At 68.1% G+C, this 17,719-nt stretch carries 13 protein-coding genes and 5 pseudogenes; 8 read left to right on the forward strand and 10 right to left on the reverse strand.

Translation table 11 applies throughout. From position 1 onward, the window contains the following. Positions 1-3: 3 nt before the first annotated feature. On the reverse strand, positions 4-771 hold the full coding sequence (locus SALPAC6_RS0121445; protein ID WP_018223658.1) for an IclR family transcriptional regulator: 768 nt from the start codon (positions 769-771) through the stop codon (positions 4-6). Between the two features lie 183 nt (positions 772-954). On the opposite strand from SALPAC6_RS0121445, the gene SALPAC6_RS0121450 reads away from it, so the two are divergent. The 4 genes and pseudogenes from SALPAC6_RS0121450 to SALPAC6_RS0121465 form a co-directional block, all read left to right on the forward strand. After that, positions 955-1,794 (forward strand): MIP/aquaporin family protein, encoded by an 840-nt coding sequence (locus SALPAC6_RS0121450; protein ID WP_012184592.1) that lies wholly within the window; start codon positions 955-957, stop codon positions 1,792-1,794. A 37-nt stretch (positions 1,795-1,831) separates the two neighbouring features. Continuing rightward, complete coding sequence (glpK, locus tag SALPAC6_RS0121455) at positions 1,832-3,349, forward strand: glycerol kinase GlpK (protein ID WP_018255380.1); 1,518 nt, start codon at positions 1,832-1,834, stop codon at positions 3,347-3,349. Between the two features lie 71 nt (positions 3,350-3,420). Further along, entirely contained in the window at positions 3,421-5,145 is a 1,725-nt protein-coding gene (locus SALPAC6_RS0121460) for a glycerol-3-phosphate dehydrogenase/oxidase (RefSeq protein ID WP_018255381.1), read from the forward strand. 214 nt (positions 5,146-5,359) lie between these two features. Continuing rightward, positions 5,360-6,076 (forward strand): annotated as a pseudogene (locus tag SALPAC6_RS0121465) (IS701 family transposase); the annotation flags it as partial. Between the two features lie 42 nt (positions 6,077-6,118). On the opposite strand, the pseudogene SALPAC6_RS0121470 reads toward SALPAC6_RS0121465, so the two are convergent. After that, a pseudogene (locus tag SALPAC6_RS0121470) lies at positions 6,119-6,643 on the reverse strand (IS256 family transposase); the annotation flags it as partial. Between the two features lie 50 nt (positions 6,644-6,693). Between SALPAC6_RS0121470 and SALPAC6_RS0121475 the strand changes: the two are divergent. Both SALPAC6_RS0121475 and SALPAC6_RS0121480 read left to right on the forward strand, forming a co-directional pair. Continuing rightward, positions 6,694-6,969 (forward strand): annotated as a pseudogene (locus SALPAC6_RS0121475) (ISAzo13 family transposase); the annotation flags it as partial. Between the two features lie 144 nt (positions 6,970-7,113). Beyond that, complete coding sequence (locus SALPAC6_RS0121480) at positions 7,114-8,010, forward strand: IS5 family transposase (RefSeq protein ID WP_026189941.1); 897 nt, start codon at positions 7,114-7,116, stop codon at positions 8,008-8,010. Here SALPAC6_RS0121480 and SALPAC6_RS0121485 read toward each other — a convergent pair. The 3 genes and pseudogenes from SALPAC6_RS0121485 to SALPAC6_RS30875 form a co-directional block, all read right to left on the reverse strand. Then, positions 7,991-8,875: a helix-turn-helix domain-containing protein gene (locus SALPAC6_RS0121485; protein WP_018255385.1), complete on the reverse strand. Its 885-nt coding sequence runs from the start codon at positions 8,873-8,875 to the stop codon at positions 7,991-7,993. The two genes, SALPAC6_RS0121480 and SALPAC6_RS0121485, sit on opposite strands and share 20 nt — an antisense overlap. A 319-nt stretch (positions 8,876-9,194) precedes the next feature. Then, positions 9,195-9,707: a recombinase family protein gene (locus tag SALPAC6_RS30495; protein ID WP_018255386.1), complete on the reverse strand. Its 513-nt coding sequence runs from the start codon at positions 9,705-9,707 to the stop codon at positions 9,195-9,197. Positions 9,708-9,927: 220 nt separating this feature from the next. Beyond that, a pseudogene (locus tag SALPAC6_RS30875) lies at positions 9,928-10,401 on the reverse strand (recombinase family protein); the annotation flags it as partial. Between SALPAC6_RS30875 and SALPAC6_RS30505 the strand changes: the two are divergent. Together SALPAC6_RS30505 and SALPAC6_RS26980 are read left to right on the forward strand one after the other, a co-directional pair. Further along, positions 10,333-10,941: a hypothetical protein gene (locus SALPAC6_RS30505; protein WP_223874449.1), complete on the forward strand. Its 609-nt coding sequence runs from the start codon at positions 10,333-10,335 to the stop codon at positions 10,939-10,941. The pseudogene SALPAC6_RS30875 and the gene SALPAC6_RS30505 sit on opposite strands and share 69 nt — an antisense overlap. A 182-nt stretch (positions 10,942-11,123) precedes the next feature. Continuing rightward, positions 11,124-11,912 carry an IPT/TIG domain-containing protein gene (locus tag SALPAC6_RS26980; protein ID WP_018255390.1) on the forward strand — a complete coding sequence of 263 codons (789 nt, stop codon included), beginning with the start codon at positions 11,124-11,126 and terminating at the stop codon, positions 11,910-11,912. Here the strand turns inward: SALPAC6_RS26980 and SALPAC6_RS28330 are convergent. The 5 genes and pseudogenes from SALPAC6_RS28330 to SALPAC6_RS0121520 all read right to left on the reverse strand — a co-directional run. Next, positions 11,876-12,445 (reverse strand): annotated as a pseudogene (locus SALPAC6_RS28330) (peptidoglycan-binding protein); the annotation flags it as partial. The gene SALPAC6_RS26980 and the pseudogene SALPAC6_RS28330 overlap by 37 nt on opposite strands. A 234-nt stretch (positions 12,446-12,679) precedes the next feature. Next, positions 12,680-15,094: an excinuclease ABC subunit UvrA gene (locus SALPAC6_RS0121505; protein ID WP_018255391.1), complete on the reverse strand. Its 2,415-nt coding sequence runs from the start codon at positions 15,092-15,094 to the stop codon at positions 12,680-12,682. Further along, positions 15,091-15,666 (reverse strand): TetR/AcrR family transcriptional regulator, encoded by a 576-nt coding sequence (locus SALPAC6_RS0121510; protein WP_018255392.1) that lies wholly within the window; start codon positions 15,664-15,666, stop codon positions 15,091-15,093. Before SALPAC6_RS0121510 ends, SALPAC6_RS0121505 begins: the two co-directional genes overlap by 4 nt. A 216-nt stretch (positions 15,667-15,882) precedes the next feature. Next, positions 15,883-16,332 (reverse strand): hypothetical protein, encoded by a 450-nt coding sequence (locus SALPAC6_RS29190; RefSeq protein ID WP_026189943.1) that lies wholly within the window; start codon positions 16,330-16,332, stop codon positions 15,883-15,885. Between the two features lie 199 nt (positions 16,333-16,531). Beyond that, on the reverse strand, positions 16,532-17,719 hold a 1,188-nt coding region (locus tag SALPAC6_RS0121520), incomplete at its 5' end, for an MFS transporter (protein ID WP_018255393.1).

Genomic DNA, 17,719 nt, shown 5'->3' on the forward strand with positions numbered 1-17,719 from the left:
GGATCACCAGCGCGTGGCGCCGAGATCGCGGGACACCGCGCGGGCGGCGTCGCGGACGTACGTGACGAGGGCTGGGCGGGGGTTGCCGGACCCGTCGCAGGTGCGGTCCACCGGACCGGAGAGCCCGATCGCGCCCACGACCAGGCCGCCATAGCCACGGATCGGCGCGGCGATGCCGGCCTCGCCAGGGGTCATCTCACCGATTTCGGCCCCCCAGCCATTGTCCCGGATTTCGCTGAGGGCCCGGGTGAGTGCTCGTGCGGTGACCAGGGTGCGTCGGGTGTAGGGCTCGGGTTCGCGTTGCGTAACCGCGTTGGCGGCGCCCACGTCGTAGGCGAGCAGGACTTTGCCGAGCGCGGTGGCGTGCGGGGGAAGAAGGGACCCGACGTCCAGCGTCTGGAGGATGTCGTCGGGCCGGAACACGTGGTGGACCACAAGTACCTTGCCGTCCAGCAGAGTGCCGATACGGACCGCCTCGCCGCTGCGCGCGGCGAGTGGGTCCGCCCAGTTGATGGAACGGGAACGGAGCTCGTTGACGTCGAGGTAGCTCGTGCCGAGGTGCAGCAGCGTGGCACCGAGTTGGTACTTGCCGGAGGTCTTGTCCTGTTCCACGAATCCGACGTCTTGCAGCGTACGTATGATGCCGTGCGCCGTGCCCTTGGGCAGGTTGAGAGAACGGGCGATCTCCCCGATGCCGAGCCGGCCGGAACTGCTGGCCAGCAGGCGGAGGATCGCCGCGGCACGCGCGATGGACTGCACCTGACCCGGCATGGGGCGGATGCTAGAGCGTTCGGGGCCAACGCAACAGTGTTCGGCATTGTCGACCGGGGTTCGTTGACCTGCCTCCTCATGTTTCCTACGGTTCACCGCACGGCGACGTCCGACACCTCGCCGACATCGCACGGCCCTCCGTCCCCCGGTCGCGGAGGTCCGCCACCCCCACCTGGAGACACCATGACACAGCGTGTGAGAGCGCCCGGACTCCTTGGCGAGTTGGCCGCCGAGTTCGCCGGCACCGCGATCCTGATTCTCTTCGGCGTGGGCGTCGTCGCCCAGGTCACTGCCGGTGGCACCGGTGAGTTCGACAGCATCGCCTGGGCCTGGGGCCTTGGCGTCGCGCTGGGCATCTACGTCGCTGGCCGGATCAGTGGCGCCCACCTCAATCCGGCGGTGACGCTCGCCCTCGCGGTGTTCAAGGGCTTCTCGTGGCGCAAGGTGATGCCCTATGCCCTCGCACAGACCGCCGGGGCGTTCGTCGCGGCCCTGATCATTCGCTGGAACTACAGCGAGGTGCTGCAGCGGTTTGACCCGGGCTTGACCAGCAAGAGCCAGGGCGTCTTCTCGACCCTGCCGGGTGCTGGCATCACCGAGTGGGGCGCCCTGCGTGACCAGATCATCGGCACGGCGATCCTGCTGTTTCTGATCCTTGCCGTAACCGACGCCCGCAACTCTCTGCCCGGTGCCAACCTTGCCCCACTGATCGTCGGCCTGATCGTGGTCGCGATTGGCATGGCGTTCGCCGTCAACGCCGGCTACGCGATCAACCCGGCCCGTGACTTCGGCCCCCGCCTCGCGTCCTTCCTCACCGGGTACGAGACGGCCTTCCTGGACCCGAGCGGATATCCGTATTTTTGGGTGCCCATCGTCGGACCGCTGGTCGGTGGTGTCATCGGCGCCGGCCTCTATCAATTGTTCGTCGGCCGATTCCTGCCGAGCGATGAGCCGCAGCCGGGCGCGAACAGCGCCGAGACTGCGACCGAAACGGCTGCGATGTCCGAGCGCGCCCGCGTCTGATCGACATATCCCGACGACCCGTAGAGGTGACTCCCGCATGGCTGACTTCGTTGGTGCGGTGGACCAGGGCACCACCAGTACCCGTTTCATGGTTTTTGATCACGGTGGTAACGACGTCGGTCGCCACCAGCTCGAGCATCAGCAGATCCTGCCGCGACCCGGTTGGGTCGAACACAATCCGGTGGAGATCTGGGAGCGGACCCAGACCGTCATCCAGACCGTGCTCTACGAGCACCGCCTGACCGTCACCGACCTCGCCGCGCTCGGGATCACCAACCAGCGTGAGACCACCGTGGTATGGAACAGGCGCACCGGTCGGCCCTACCACAACGCCATCGTGTGGCAGGACACCCGCACCGACCGGATCGCCTCGGCACTGGAGCGCTCGGGGCGGGGCGACATCATCCGCCGTAAGGCCGGCCTGCCACCGGCCACATACTTCTCCGCCGGCAAGATCCAGTGGATCCTCGACAACGTCGATGGGGTCCGGGAAGCAGCCGAGCGTGGAGAGGCCGTCTTCGGCAACACCGACACCTGGCTGCTGTGGAACCTGACCGGCGGCATCGACGGCGGCGTGCACGTCACCGATCCGACCAACGCCAGCCGCACCATGCTGATGAACCTGAACACGCTGGACTGGGACGACGAACTACTGTCGTTCTTCGACATCCCGCGCGCCATGTTGCCCCGGATCCGACCATCGTCCGACCCGGACTCCTACGGTGCCACCACGGCGCGTGGTCCGTTCACCGGATCGGTCCCGCTCACCGCGGACCTCGGCGACCAGCAGGCAGCCACCGTCGGTCAGGTCTGCTTCGCCCCGGGCGAGGCCAAGAACACCTACGGTACGGGCAACTTCATGCTCCTCAACACCGGCACGGAGATCGTCCGCTCCCAGGCCGGCCTACTCACCACCGTCTGCTACCAGTTCAGCGACCAGGCGCCGGTATACGCCCTGGAAGGCTCCATCGCGGTCACCGGATCAGCCGTGCAGTGGCTACGCGACCAGTTGAAAATCATCAACACCGCAGGGCAGAGCGAGATCCTGGCCCGCCAGGTGCCCGACAACGGCGGAGTGTACTTCGTACCCGCCTTCTCCGGCCTGTTCGCCCCGTACTGGCGCTCCGACGCCCGCGGCGCGATCGTCGGCCTGTCCCGGTTCAACACCGACGCCCACATCGCCCGGGCCACCCTCGAGTCGATCTGCTACCAGAGCCGAGACGTCGCCGAGGCCATGGCCAAAGACTCCGGCGTACCGCTGGAATGTCTCAAGGTCGACGGCGGCGTCACCGACAACGACCTGTGCATGCAACTGCAAGCCGACATCCTCGGCGTACCGGTAAGCCGGCCCGTGGTCGCCGAGACCACCGCGCTCGGCGCCGCGTACGCCGCCGGCCTCGCCGTCGGATTCTGGCGCAGCACCGACGAACTACGCGAGAACTGGAACGAAAGCCGCCGCTGGCAGCCCACCTGGCCACCAGAACAACGCCAAGCCGAGTACGAACGCTGGAAGCAGGCCGTCCAACGCACCCTGAACTGGGTCGACGTCGACTGACCACCACCGCATCCGAGAAACCCGGGAGGCCGGCGTCCCCGCTGGCCTCCCAGACACAGGAGAGAGAACGCATGCACTCCGCGACACTGTCACTGGCCGCCCGCGAGCGGTCGCTGGCCGCGCTGAGCAGCGGCCCGGAACTGGACGTCCTGGTGGTCGGTGGCGGCGTCACCGGCGCCGGCTGCGCCCTGGACGCCGTCACCCGGGGCCTGTCGGTCGGCCTAGTCGAGGCCCGCGACTGGGCCAGCGGCACGTCGAGCCGCTCCAGTAAACTCATCCACGGTGGTCTGCGCTACCTGGAGATGCTCGACTTCGGGCTGGTCCGCGAGGCGCTGCGCGAGCGGGGCCTACTACTGCAGCGACTCGCCCCGCACCTGGTCCGGCCGGTGCCGTTTCTCTACCCGCTGCGGCACCGCGGCTGGGAACGGCTGTACGCGGGCGCCGGTGTCCTGCTCTACGACACGATGAGCCTTTCCGGCAGCAACTCCCGCGGGGTACCGGCCCACCGGCACCTGACCCGACGTGGCGCGGTCCGCGCTTGCCCGTCCCTGCGTCCGGAGTCGCTGGTGGGCGCGTTGCAGTACTACGACGCTCAGGTCGATGACGCCCGGCTGGTGACGTGTCTCGTCCGTACCGCCGCAGCCCACGGCGCGTACCCCGTTTCCCGAGCCCGGGTCGTGGGCCTCCTGCGCGACGGCCACCGCATCACCGGGGCGCGGGTCCACGACCTGGAGACCGACCAGGTCCTCGAGGTCCGCGCCCGGCAGGTCATCAACGCCACCGGCGTCTGGACCGACGAAATCCAGTCTCTCGTTGGGGAGCGTGGGCCGGTGCAGGTTCGCGCGTCGAAAGGTATCCACCTCGTCGTGCCCCGCGACCGGATCCGCTCCACCACCGGCCTGATCCTGCGAACCGAATCCAGCGTGCTGTTCGTGATCCCGTGGGGTCGGCACTGGCTGATCGGCACCACCGACACCGACTGGGATCTGGACAAGGCGCACCCGGCAGCGACCAGCCGCGACATCGACTACCTGCTGGAACGGGTCAACGAGGTACTGGCCAGTCCGCTGACCCGCGACGACGTCGAGGGCGTATACGCGGGCCTGCGGCCGCTGCTGTCCGGGCATTCGGATGCGACCGCCAAGCTGTCCCGTGAGCACACCGTGGCGAACCCGGCGCCGGGTCTGGTGATGGTCGCTGGCGGGAAGTACACAACGTACCGGGTGATGGCCCGCGACGCTGTCGACGAGGCCGTGCGGGGACTCGGCGGTGGGGTGCCGCGGTCCTGCACCGACCGGGTTCCCCTGCTCGGCGCCGAGGGCTATGTCGCCCGATGCAACCAGCGCCGTCGCATCGCGCGACAGTACAACCTGACCGTGGAGCGGGTTGAGCATCTGTTGCGCCGCTACGGCGCCGCCGTCGACGAGGTGTTGGACCTGCTGGGAGAGGATCCGACCCTCGTTGAGCCGCTCGACGGCGCCGACGACTATCTGCGTGTGGAGGTCGTCCACGCGGCGTCAGCCGAGGGTGCCCTGCACCTGGAGGACGTGCTTACCCGGCGTACACACATATCGATCGAGACGTTCGACCGGGGCCTGGCAGCCGCCCGACCGGCGGCGCAGTTGATGGCGTCGGTGCTCGGCTGGGACGCCGAGCGTGTGGACCGCGAGGTGGCGCACTACATCGCACAGGTGGACGCCGAACGGATGGCGCACGACCAGATCGACGACCAGGCCGCCGACGCGGCCCGGCTGGTCGTGCCGGATGTGGTGCCGCAGGTAGCACTCGCGGCCTGACCTGGCGCGCGCGCCGCATGCGTTCCGCCACGTCCCGCCCGACAGGCCGGAGTCAGCTACGGCCGACCCGGCTCGGATCTGCGTGAAGCCCGAGCAGGATCAATTACCGGCCCCTACCTACGGAAGAGAGCTGGTTTCCGGGTTAGTAGTGCTTTGTTAGGTCGTTGTGGCGTGTCGCTTGTGTGAGCATGGTGGCGGTGTTTGGCTGCGGTGCGTGGATGAGCGGGAACTCGCCCGGGTGCGGGGGCGGTTGGAGGACTTCGCGGCGGGGATCTTCGCGGGGTTGCGGCGGTCGGATCAGCGGGCGACGGGTCTGCGGTATCTGCGGGGGTTGATGCTGGATGGCCGGCGGAAGTCGATGCAGCCGATGGCGCAGCGGCTCGGGGTGGATCATCAGCAGTTGCAGCAGTTCCTGACCTCGTCCACCTGGGATGTCGGCGGTGTGCGGCGGCGGCTGGCCACGGCCGCGGTCGAGGTGGTGGCGCCTGAGGTGTGGGTGGTCGACGACACTGGATTCCCGAAGGACGGCAAGGCCTCGGCGTGTGTGGCCCGGCAGTACTCCGGCACTCTCGGAAAGGTCGCCAACTGCCAGATCGCCGTCACGGTTCACGTGGCGACTGACACGGCGTCGGCGGTGCTGAACTGGCGGTTGTTCCTGCCGGAGTCCTGGGATGAGGGCTGCGTGCCCGGCCCGGACGGCAAGCCCGCCAACGTGCACGCCCGCAGACTGCGTCAGCAGCCGGTCACCCTCGATGCGGCCGGGGCGAAGAAGCCACACACCCGGGTGCGGGTGCCGCCCGCCGAGCAGATCGCGCAGATCCGCCGGCGCCGCACCGCGTCGAAGGTCCCGGACGCCGAGCGGTACCGGCCGAAGTGGCTGATGGCCCTGGAGATGCTCGACGAGCTGGCCCAGTGGGGACTGCGTCCGCCGCGAGCCTGTCCGATTATCTGTGTAACGTCCTGTCTTGGTTAACTATCGGGCATCGATGGGGATGCGGCCTGGGAAGAAGATGTCGAGGGAGTTGAGGGCCTGTTTCCAGCCGTGGACGCCGGCGCCTTCGACGAGTCGGGGCGGTGCCTGTCGGGCCTGGGTGCGGGGCTTGCCGGCCTCGGCGGCGCGTTGCCGGGCGCGTTTGTCCTCGATGTCGGCGATGGCCAGCCAGACCAGTTTGACCACGGCGTCGTCGGTCGGGAAGTGCCCACGGTTCTTGATGACCTTGCGGATTTGGTAGTTGAACGACTCGATCGCGTTGGTGGTGTAGATGATCCGTCTTACCTCGGGTGGGAAGGCCAGGAACGGGCAGAACCGGTCCCACGCCCGTTCCCAGACGGCGACCGCGGCCGGGTAGCGTTTCCCGAGGGGGCTGTCGGCGAAGGTGAGTAGAGCGGTCTCGGCGGCCTCGACCGTCGGCGCGGTGTAGATCTCCTTGAGCGCGGCGGCCATCGCCCGGCGGTCCTTGTAGGACACGAACCGCGTCGCCGCCCGGATCAGGTGGACCCGTCAAAGAACAACCTGTTGCTTCCTGTTGGTGTCCTCGTTGGACTGTAGTGGCTACTTTGGATGTTTCGCGCGGTCAGCTCGCGGCGCGGCTCGACGCGTTGCTGCCTCATCTGAATGAACGGCAACGGCGGCTGCTGCTCGGGGTCGAGGCTCGGCTGCTCGGTCACGGCGGGATCCGGGCGGTGGCGCTGGTCGCGGGGGTCAGCGAGACCACGGTCCGTCGGGGTATGTCCGAACTGGGGGCCGGTGCCGTCGCGCTGCCGGTTGGAAGGGTCCGTCAGGCTGGCGGCGGCCGCAGCCGCGTTGAGGAGCGTGATCCGGGCTGGTGCCGGCGTTGCTCGGGCTAAGGCGTGTTTCATAAGTCTTGGTGGGCCGGTGAAGGTCACGGCGTGTCGGGTGATCGATTGCTGACGAGGTCTCCGGTAGACGGTTCAGCGACCAAGCTCGAACGTCATACCGGAGACCTCGTGGCTACCTTAGCGGTGACGAGGCGGCACGACCTTACCGACGCTCAGTGGCAGCAGCTCGCCGTACTGCTGCTGCCTGCCGCGTCGGTGAAGGGTCGGCCGCCGAAGTGGGACAAACGGCAGCTCATTAACGGGATCAGGTGGCGGATCCGGATCGGGTCGCCCTGGCGTGACGTGCCGGCCGAGTACGGACCCTGGCAGACGATCTACGGCCTGTTCCGTCGCTGGCAGCGCGACGGCACCTGGGACAAGATCCTGGCCGCCTCGCAGGCCGCTGGCGATGCGCAAGGCCGGATCACCTGGCTGGTCAGCGTGGACTCGCTGACCAGCCGTGCCACCCAACACGCCGCCGGCGCTCGTGCAGACGGCCACCTGCAAAAAGAGCCACCCGGTGGTGTGCACGACGAACCCGCCGATCACGCCCTCGGACGATCCCGCGGCGGTCTGAGTACCAAGACGCATCTGGCCTGTGAGCAGGGACAGAAGGTCCTGTCGATGGTCGTGACCGCCGGGCATCGTGGTGACAGTCCGCAGTTCATCCCGGTTCTGCGCCGTATCAAGGTGACCCGTCTCGGGGTGGGCCGGCCCCGCACCAGCCCCGACCTCGTCCTGGCCGACAAGGCCTACACCAGCCACGGTAACCGCGTCTACCTGCGCAAACGCGGCATCAAGGCGTGCATCCCCAGCAAGAAAGACCAAGACGTCCACCGCAAAGCCAAGGGCAGCCGCGGCGGACGCCCACCGAAGTTCGACCCCGACCTCTACCGGATGCGACACGCCGTCGAGAACGGCATCGCCCGACTCAAGCGCCACCGCGGCGTAGCCACCCGTTACGACAAGTTGGCTGTCCGGTTCCAGGCCGTCCTGACCATCACCATCATCTGCGAATGGCTCTGACCGGACTTATGAAACAGGCCTCAGTCCAGTACGCGATCGTGGCCTGCATCCCCCGGGCGTAGGCACGAACTCCTTGGTGGCCGATGATCTCACCGTAGGTGTCGGCAGCCCGGGCGTACTGCATCGCCGGCGACCACAAACCCAGGTCAGCAGCCGCGCTGGCCAACAAAGCCGCGGCCTGCGCGGTGATCAGATACAACTCGTGCTGCTGGCCGGGCCGTCGGGTTCGCTCCAGTGCCTCGACGGCGAGCCCACGCACCCGCAGCGCCTCGTTGATCGTGGCGGCGGGTGTCAGCTGCCCGAAACCCCGTGCGATCCCGATCGCGTCATCGCGTAGCTGCTCAATCGTCAGGTCCGACACGGCCCTAGCCCCTGCGTCCATCGCGTGCTTGCTGGTCTCCCGCGCGACGATCATGATCGCCTGCCGCACTCCAACGTACGCTCCACCCGGATCCTGCACCAATACTGAGTCACCAGTGGAAGCACCTGTGGTCGGCAGCAGCGGCCTGTCGGGATCGGGAAGCCGGCTGGGTGAACTGGCCTCGGTGATCGTCTGGTGATCGAGAACAGTGCCCCAGCGGGCGTGGCGTGCCGCGTCGGCCTTTTCCTCCCGATGCCTGATCCCGAACGACCGGTACTCGTCGTAGCCGGCGATCAGCTCGCCGCCGGCGTGGAGAAGTGACTCGCACTGCACCCAGAAGACCCGGTCGACCACCTGCTCGCCGCGTTCGACCCCGGCCACCGTGCTTCGAGTGCTGTTCACCAGCCGCGCCACGTCATCCTGAATCAGGCCACGCGTCTTGCGCCACGCGGCGAGCCGCCGTCCAAGCGCCCGCTTCACGTCCTTGAGTTGCTGCGGGTCCAAGGGGGAGGACCTCCATCGCGATCGGAGGAAGACGGTCACCGCTTTCTATATCTCCCTAACGGCACGTTGACATTAACGGATGTCAGCGACAGGGACATACCGGCGCCCGCGAGCCGGAGAGATTGACGAAAGACGTACCGCCAGCGCCGCGACACCCGACCAGGGAGCCCGGCCGGCCTCGCCGTCTCGTTTCTGGGCTCGTAGGCCGAGAGGGGGAACCATGATCAAAACCCATTGGTACAGGACTGGCTGCCACCGGGACGGAGCGGGACGGAGGGGATGCGCGTCGCACGAGCACCCACGAGCACCCAACCGTCCACTAGGGACGACAAAGCCGGCGGTTGGCGGGCTGTTGGGTGCTGGTGTGGCCGTGGCGGCATCGGTAGCCGGGGCGTTGGTTGATCCAGTGGGCTTCCATTCTTCGGCCGCATGGTCGGCAGCGCAGTAGGCCGGTGAACAGGTAGCGGCGGGTGGTGCCGTCGTGGGCGCTGCGGTGGGAGCGGATGGCTTGGGTGGCGACGAAGTCCTGCTCGCTGACCAGCACGGTGTGGGCCCGTTGCTTGGAGACCACCCAGTCCACGGTCGGGTTTCGTCGGACGGGTTCTCCCTCCGGGCGGCCGGTGTCGGTTTGCGCGGGTTGCCGGTTCCAGACCTGTCGGCCGGTGTAGCGGGGGTTGGCGAGTATCGCCGCGACCGTGCGCAGGGTCCACCGGTCGCCACGGCGGCGGGGATTGCGGTTGGGATCGATGCCTGACGGGCATGGTATGCCGGCGTCGTTGAGTGCGCGCGCGATGCTGGCGAGACTCTGGCCGTCCAAGCGTTGGGCGAACATCCACCGCACGTGTCCGGCCGTGGCCGGATCCGGTTCGAAGCGTTGACGCCGGCGACCCCAGCGCGCGTGCGCGGTGTTCGGATGAGGGCCGGCGTCGACGAGTCGGTAGCCGTAGGGCGGCCGGCCTCCGAGATACCGTCCCTGCTCCCGTGTTTGAGCCCCGCATCGCTGTGATGACCCGGAACCGGGCGCGCTGCACCTCACGCCTCGACTGGGCGCCGAGCATCATGATCAGCGCCTGATGGGTCGGGTTGTGGTGATCGACCGGCCCGTCCGTCTCGGGCAGCCAAAGCTGCACGCCGTGATGTTCGAGCACGGGTGCCAGGTGTGGCAGTTGGTTGGCGGAGAACGCCCGCTCGTACTCGCCGACCACGATCGCGTCGAACCCGCGATAGGGGTCGTCGAGCGCGGCCAGCAGCGCGGCCGCTTGCGGGCGCTGCCCCCAACCTCGGCGGCGTGAGCAGCCGACGTCGAAGTATTCGGCGACGATCACCCCGTGCGCGGTGACGAGCTCGTTGGCGCAGTCCCGTTGCCAGTGCCGTGAGGACACCCGGTCCTGGTGCTCGACTGTTGATATCCGGCCGTAGAACGCAAACCGCAGGCCACCGCGCCACCGTGCGGGCGGTTGCGCGCTGGCTTGCGGCTGACTGTTGAGCCATCGAGTCAGGGGATCGTCACGCTGGTCGTCCGACACGTCGACATTTCTACGAAGGATCCTCGCGGTCTGGTCGGACAAGCAGTCCGCTGGCGGCTTCGCCGACTTGGTGCTGTTCCCGGCCGAGCATGTGGTAGTGGTCGGGGAACCGGGTCTGGGCGAACCGACCTGATCACCGGGCTGCGCCGAGTCCTCGATCCGCGCAGCACCAACGTCCGGCCCAACCCGTTGGACGTGCACCGACCGGCACCGGACGCGGATGATGAGCTGACCGAGGTCGAGGTCACGCTCGTCGAGCTCGCTGACGCGGTCGCGCAGGAGCTTGACGACTGGCTGGAGTTGATCGATCCGGACACCGGGCTGCCGGCTGAGGAAACCCGGGCCGACGAGGCGGTCATGGGACTGCGGTTGTGTCACCGGCTGCGCGTCGACCCGGCGAGCGAGACCGCCGAACACTGGGTGGAGTACCCGAAGACCGGCCTGCGGACACCCCGCACGGAGTGCGACCTCGTCGCGGCGATCGTGTTGGACCGGCGGGCACTACGCATCTGCGCCCGGACGGGACGCGCCGGCGCCTAGTCTCCGAAGCGCTCCTTGCCGGCCGCCAGCGGGTGGCCGCGCCACACCGACAACCCGCATCGGGCGACGTCGGTCGCCGTCGAGTTTGACAGAGGTCGATCAGAGTGCCTACGTTCGAGTTCACCAGAACACGGGGGGTACGCGGCGACTGCGTGCACCCGTAGGTGTGCCCAGGAGACGGCATGAATCCATCGTCTATAGCCGACACGACCTTCCCGATCATCCGACACCGTCCGTCCTGGACCGTTTTGACCCTGGTGGCGGCCCTGGCGGTGGTCCTTCCCCTCGGCCTGCCGAGCGATCTGCCCGTTCCCGAGCCGGCGGCGGTCACCTGCGACTCGGTCGGCTACTCCTACGACGCGGCGGGCCGCCTAGTCGGGGTACAGGACCGGGCGAACGAGTCGGCCCGGTACGCCTACGATGAAGTCGGCAACGCCTTGGGCGTGACCAACGAGGGTACGGCGGACCTCGCCGTACACGCCATCGTGCCGGTCCGCGCCCGGGTCGGCGAGACCGTCACCGTCCAGGGTGGCTGCTTCGCGCCCGATCCCGACGACAACGTCGTCTTCGTCGGCGGCGTCCTCGCCGAGGTCCGGCAGGCTGGCGCCCGCCGGCTGGTGGTCGAGGTGCCGGCCGGTGCCGGCACCGGCCCGGTCTCGGTGCGGGTCGGCGACGCGACCGCGACCTCGCCCGGCGTGCTCACCGTGGACGACGGATCCGACGCGCCGGTCATCGAGGCCATCTCCTCGACCCTCGTGGCAGCGGGTGAAGCCGTGACGGTGACCGGCAGCGGATTCGCCCCCGATCCGGTCGGCAACAAGGTGACTCTCAATCGCAGCCGTGCCCTTCTCGGCTCCGGCTCCGCCGACGCCGTCACGTTGGAGGTGCCGACCGGTGCCGGTTCCGGTCGGATCCGGGTGGAGACCGAGCACGGCAGTGACGTCTCACCGCCTGAGCGCGGGCCGAAGTAGTAGCCGGTCGGCAGGGGGAACGCCACCGCTGGCCCGGGAGCCGGCCGTACCGGTGCCGGTGCCGGCTTGCCGAGCTGGTCCAGCCGCCAGTTTGTGCCCCGTACCGTGTCGGCGGCCTGGGTGAAGTCCGAGTTCACGTGGCAGTGGCTCGTGTGCGGGTTCGAGCCGGTGTAGGTGTGGGTGGCGAAGCCGTTGCGGCGGTGCCAGATCCGGCGCTTGTAGATGATGTACCGCACCCACCACAGCGCGCCGGAGCGGGCGAGTGTCACCCACAGCTGCACGACCTGCTCCATCGTGACCCCGTCCGGGTCGCGTAGGTCGGCGTCGAAGTCCCGGGCCCGTACCTCGTCGACGTTGTCGCCGTCGCGGTACTCGGGTCGGCCGGTGCGGTCCGGGTTGTGGCTCGACGGGGAGCCTTGGTGGGCGGTGTTGCCGATCGAGCCGTCCGACCTGGTGTCCCCCTTGGGGAACCGCCGGAGGCCGAGTTGCCGGTAGACCTTGGCCTTGTCGGCTGGGTCGGCGTCGCGGAGCACGGCGGCGATATCCCCGAGTGCGGTCACCAGGGCGGTGATTTCTGCTCGGGTCAGCCGGTGTGGGGTGGTGCCCGCGAGTGCGTGTAGTTCTGCTTCGGCGCGGGCGCGGTCGGCCTGGGTCTGGGTGATCCAGGCGGTAACTACCGTCGGGTCTGCGCCAGCGTCGAGGGCGGCTCGGTAGCGCTCTAGCTTGTGGCGTGGGAGTGTGGCGTTTTCCGGTACACACAACGCTGCTCAGCTCAGGACGTGCTGGAGGTAGCGTGCTGTCTTGGTGTCGGCAGTGACCAGATCTGCTGGTGTGCCGGTGGCGGCCACTCGGCCACCGGCAGGGCCGGCTCCCGGGCCCAGGTCGATGATCCAATCGGCGCGTGCAGCGAGGTGGAGGTCGTGCTCCGCCACAACCACGGTGTTGCCGGCGTCGATGAGGACGTCGAGGGCTTCGACGAGGCGCTGGACGTCGGCGGGGTGCAGGCCCGTCACCGGCTCGTCCAGGACGACCAAGCCGCGTTTGCGGCCCCGGTTGCCTCGTTGGATCGTGGTAGCTAGTTTGAGGCGCTGTGCTTCGCCGCCGGAGAGGTCGGTCGCGCTCTGGCCGAGGGTGACGTAGCCGAGGCCCACCTGGCGCAGGGCGTGGAGTGTGGCGACCAGGGAGTCGGGGTCGGTGAAGAACTCCGCGGCTTCGTCGACGGTCAGGTCGAGTACCGCGTCGATGGAGAGGCCTTGGTATTCGACGTCCAGGACCTGCTGGGTGAAGCGGCGGCCCGCGCAGGTGGTGCAGGTGACCCAGACGTCTGGCAGGAAGTGCATGTCGACGAGTTTGCGGCCGTGGCCGGAGCAGTCCACGCAGCGGCCACCGGCGGTGTTGAAGGAGAACGTGGAAGCATTCAGCTCGGCTTTGTGGGCGTGGTCTGTGGAGGCGAACAGGGTGCGGATCGCGTCGAAGGCCTTGCTGTAGGTGGCGGGGTTCGACCTCGGGGTGCGGCCGATGGGGTCCTGGTCAACGACGGCCACCCAGGCGACGGGTGCTGTGTCGTCGGCTTCGACGGCGGAGGCGAACGCGTGCAGCAGGCTGCTCTTGCCGCTGCCGCTCGGGCCTGTCAGGCAGGTGAGTCTGCCCTGGGGCACCCGTACTTCCGCGACGTCGACGTTGTGGTTGCTGATGTCGCGGACGGTGAGCCAACGGGCTGGATCGGCGTCTCGGGTCTTGCGTTCGACGCGTTGTTTGCGGCCGGAGAGGTAGGCCGCGGTCGGTGAGGTCTCGTGGTGGGCCGCTTCGGCCGGTGGTGCGGAGATGAGGAGGTGACCACCGTCGCGGCCGGCTCCCGGTCCGATGTCGACGACCCAGTCGCAGGCCTTGACGATTTCCGGGTCGTGTTCGACGAGCAGCACGCTATTGCCGTTGTCCCGCAGCGCCTTCAGCATGTCGAGGACATCTGCCTTGTCTGCGGGGTGCAGGCCGGAGGTGGGTTCGTCCAGGACGAACGTGATGCCTTCAAGCGGAGTGCTGAGCTGGGCTGCGAGGCGTGCGCGTTGCAGCTCGCCGCCGGAGAGGGTCGAGGCCTCGCGGCTCAGTTGCAGGTGGGACAGGCCGGTGCGGTGCAGGACGATCAGGCGGGCGCCCAGTTCGCGCAGCAGCGGGAGGCCGACCGCGCGATCCTGGTCGCCGAGTTCGGCTTCGGCCTGGTGCACCCAGTCGATGAGGTCTGTGCCGGTGAGTGTGATCAGTTCCGGATAGGTGCGACCGCCGACGGTGACGGTGCGGGCCGCCTCGCCGAACCCACTGCCAGCGCATTCCTGGCAGGGCGTCATGCGCATGTACCGCTGGTAGCGCTGCTTGCTCGTTTCGCTGCCCGCGTTGGCGAACACGCGCTCCACCTCGGCGAGGGCGCCGCGTATCGGCTGGCTGCTGCTGTAGGTCCACTCGGTGCCGGTGGCCCGGCTCGGAATGGTGACGCTGGCGTCGATGACCTGCTCACCGGTGCCGTGCAGGACCGCGTGCTGGAAAGTCGCTGGCAGGTCGCGCCAAGGCACGGACAGATCGACGCGGTGCAACTCGGCGAGGGCGGGAATGAACGAGTGCTCGCTGGAGCGCCACTTCGCGAACCAATGCGAACCCCCTGAGAACAGGGGAAGTTCAGGATTGTCGATGATCAGCTCCGCGTCGGCGCGCACGGTACCGCCCGCTCCATGGCACACCGGGCAGGCTCCCTCGGGGCTGAACCTGTCGAAGCTGGTCGAAGCGAGCTCGGCGCCGGTGCGGAGCGCGGGCAGGCGTGAGTAGACCAGGCCCAGGTACGCGTCCATGCCGGTGACGGTGGCCATGGTGGAACGAGGATTGTTGTTGAGTCGGCGCTGGTCCACCGCGAGCGTCGCGCCGAGGCCGGTGATGCGGTCGACCTCGGGCCGGTCGCGCTGGCCGAGGTAGCGCCGCACGAACGGCGAGATGCCCTCGAGGTAGCGCAGTTGTGCCTCGGCGTGCACTGTGTCGACCGCCAGCGAGGTCTTCCCGCTGCCGCTGACGCCGGTGAACGCCACCAGCTTTCCGCGCGGGATTCGCACGCTAATATCGCGCAGGTTGTGGGTCCGGGCACCGGTGACTTCGATCCAGCCGTGGTCGTCGTGACGCCGCACGTCGTTCGCTCCGTTCACTTCGCTACCAAGAACGGGTTGAGCAGGAACGCGACATCGCGCCGCACCCACTCCGAGAGCTCGCCGTCACCGAGGATCGCCCACATGATCAGCGCGCCGTTGTACGTCGTCTGCACCGCCCTGGCAAGACCGTCCACATCGCACTCGACGAGCTCACCCTGCTCAACGGCCCGCTCCAGCAGCGACGCGATGCCCGTACGCATCGACTGGGCGAACCTCACGGCGTGGTAGTGCAGTGCGTCGTCGCTGAGGTCGAGATGCAGGAACGCCACGTGGTTGGCCATCTCCGCGGGGCTGTCCACGTCGCTGCTGAGCGCCGCGATGAATGCGTAGAGGGCTTCGAGCGGCGACTCGTACTTGGCGACGATCTCGGTGAAGCACTCGTCGACCTTGGACGCCTCGTACTCGTTGATCGCGACCAGCAGGTCGTGCTTGGACCCGAACCGCTTGACCAGCGTGGCCGCCGAGATTCCGAGGTCGGATGCCACGTCGTTGAGCGTGACGCGGAGCGGGCCGATGCGGGCCAGCGTGCGGGACGCGCTGACGAAGATCTGCTTGTTGGTGACGGACATCGGTCGTGGGCTCATGGCACGGATAGTACCCGATAAGTGAATTGGCATTTACTAACGCCGCGTCGCGTGATCATCTGACCTCCCGCCGCAGCACTGAGATGACAGAAGCTTCCTCATGGCCGCGCCTCTCCGCTGCCAGAGCCGGCTTGACGGCAGTCGGCCGTTCGAGGAGCCGACGCAACAGCAGTTGCATGCCGGTAGTCGCCCGGATGCGGTTCATCGCGCGGACGCCAGGAGCGAGTACCATCGTGTGAAGAAGTTGTCGTGCGCGACGACCTCCGGCATCGCGAGCGCCTCGCGCCAGATGTCGGCGAGGGTGCGTTCCACCTCGGTGCGCGGCGAAGTGCTGCTCCGGCTCGCCGCGGTGACGCGGGCGGGCAGCTCGTTGCGATCGATCTTGCCGTTGACTGCGTGTGGCAAGTGGTCGAGGAACACGAGAAACCACGGCACGAGCTGCCTGGGCAACGATGCCGACAGATGGGCCCGGATCTCCTCCTCGGCGAGCACCGGGTTCACGTGGGCCCCGAGGTCCTTGCCGCACAACGTCACCGCCGCTTCGGCCACCTCGTCGTGGCTGAGCGGCATGGTGCGGACTTCGCCGGGTTCAATGCAGTGTCCGCCTTTGGTGGCGTGGGGGAGGGTGCGGCTGGCGGTGAGTGCTCCCATTCGAGCGCCGCAACCTGCAGCACCGGGCTGCCGACGTTGTCCAGCACCGGTCCGCGGAAGAGCTCTTCTCCTTCTCTTTCGGCCAGCGGATCACTTTGACCTCGTTGGCATCCATGTTCAGAAGCCTCCCAGGCTGGATGTTCGTCTTGTATCTCTCTCCGGTTCGTTCGATACGCACAGGAGTAGTGATCGTTTGGCGTTACAAGGCTGTGTTCAGTTTTTCGGCACTCGCCGCAAGGGGTGCCGGAGCCGATCCGATGTAGCTGCGCCGCGGTACGAGGAACGTGGCAAGGCCTGCCAGCACGTACATGACCACCGCGGCGACGAAGGCGACGTGGTAGTGGTCGAGCAGCCGCACGGGTGTGTCGTCGGCGGTCACCGGAACGATCGCCGCCGCCATGGTGACCGCCACCGTGAGACCCAGCACCGGGCCCACCTGTTCGGAGGTATTGATCAGGCCGGCCGCGAGCCCCTGCTTTCGTTCCGGCAGCCCGCGCGTCGCCACGATGATCGCGGGAGCCTCGATGAACGCCGCGCCGACGCCGATCAGCAGCAGGGGTGGGAAGATCCACGCCAGGTAGGAGCCGTCGCCGGGCGCGAACACGAACCACAGCGAACCGGCCGCGCCACCTGCTGTGCCCATCAGAAGCAGTGCTCGCGCACCCACCTTCTCCATCAACCACGCCACCCTGGTCGCGATCACCGCCATCACCAGCGTGATCGGCAGGTAGGCCAGGCCGGCGTCCGTGGCTGAGTAGCCGAGCACACGCATCATGTAGAAGGTCACGTAGAACATGACGCCGAGGTTGGCGGCGGTGGACAGCAGGTTGATCACATTGCCCGCCCGAACCCCAGGTTCGGCGAACACCGCCAACGGCACGAGCGGGTCGCTGTGCCTGCGCTCCACGGCCACGAAGGCTGCCAGCAACACCACCGTCGCGGCCGCGCTCATCGTCATCACCAGGGCGCTTGACCCGTGCTCGACCCTCGTCAGCGTGAACACGAGCATCCCGAGCCAGCCGGTGAGCGTGAGCGCACCGAGCACGTCCGGCGACACCCGCTGCTCCGGCCGGGTGCGCGGCAAAAGCGATGCCACGGCGAGTCCGGCCACGAGCCCGATCGGCAGGTTGAGCAAGAAGATCCAGCGCCACCCGAATGCATCGGTCACGAGTCCGCCCACGACCTGGCCGAGCGTCGCCCCCGCGAGACCGGTGAAGCTCCACCACGCGACAGCCCGGTTGCGCCCGGAGCCGGTGGTGCTGACGAGGTTGAGCAGGGCCAGGGCGGTGGGGGAGACCATCGCCGCGCCTACGCCCTGAACAGCCCTGGCCGCGAACAACTCGGTACCGCTCGTCGCAAAGCCGCACCACACCGACGCGGCCACGAA

The organism is Salinispora mooreana (genome assembly GCF_000379065.1).
GTDB lineage: Bacteria > Actinomycetota > Actinomycetes > Mycobacteriales > Micromonosporaceae > Micromonospora > Micromonospora mooreana.

Bases quoted from the DNA above. Each gene is read 5' to 3' on its own strand.
- SALPAC6_RS0121445 (WP_018223658.1), bottom strand. From the start codon at position 771: ATGCCGGGTCAGGTGCAGTCCATCGCGCGTGCCGCGGCGATCCTCCGC.
- SALPAC6_RS0121450 (WP_012184592.1), top strand. From the start codon at position 955: ATGACACAGCGTGTGAGAGCGCCCGGACTCCTTGGCGAGTTGGCCGCC.
- glpK (WP_018255380.1), top strand. From the start codon at position 1,832: ATGGCTGACTTCGTTGGTGCGGTGGACCAGGGCACCACCAGTACCCGT.
- SALPAC6_RS0121460 (WP_018255381.1), top strand. From the start codon at position 3,421: ATGCACTCCGCGACACTGTCACTGGCCGCCCGCGAGCGGTCGCTGGCC.
- SALPAC6_RS30495 (WP_018255386.1), bottom strand. From the start codon at position 9,707: ATGTTCGCCCAACGCTTGGACGGCCAGAGTCTCGCCAGCATCGCGCGC.
- SALPAC6_RS26980 (WP_018255390.1), top strand. From the start codon at position 11,124: ATGAATCCATCGTCTATAGCCGACACGACCTTCCCGATCATCCGACAC.
- SALPAC6_RS0121510 (WP_018255392.1), bottom strand. From the start codon at position 15,666: ATGTCCGTCACCAACAAGCAGATCTTCGTCAGCGCGTCCCGCACGCTG.
- SALPAC6_RS29190 (WP_026189943.1), bottom strand. From the start codon at position 16,332: ATGGGAGCACTCACCGCCAGCCGCACCCTCCCCCACGCCACCAAAGGC.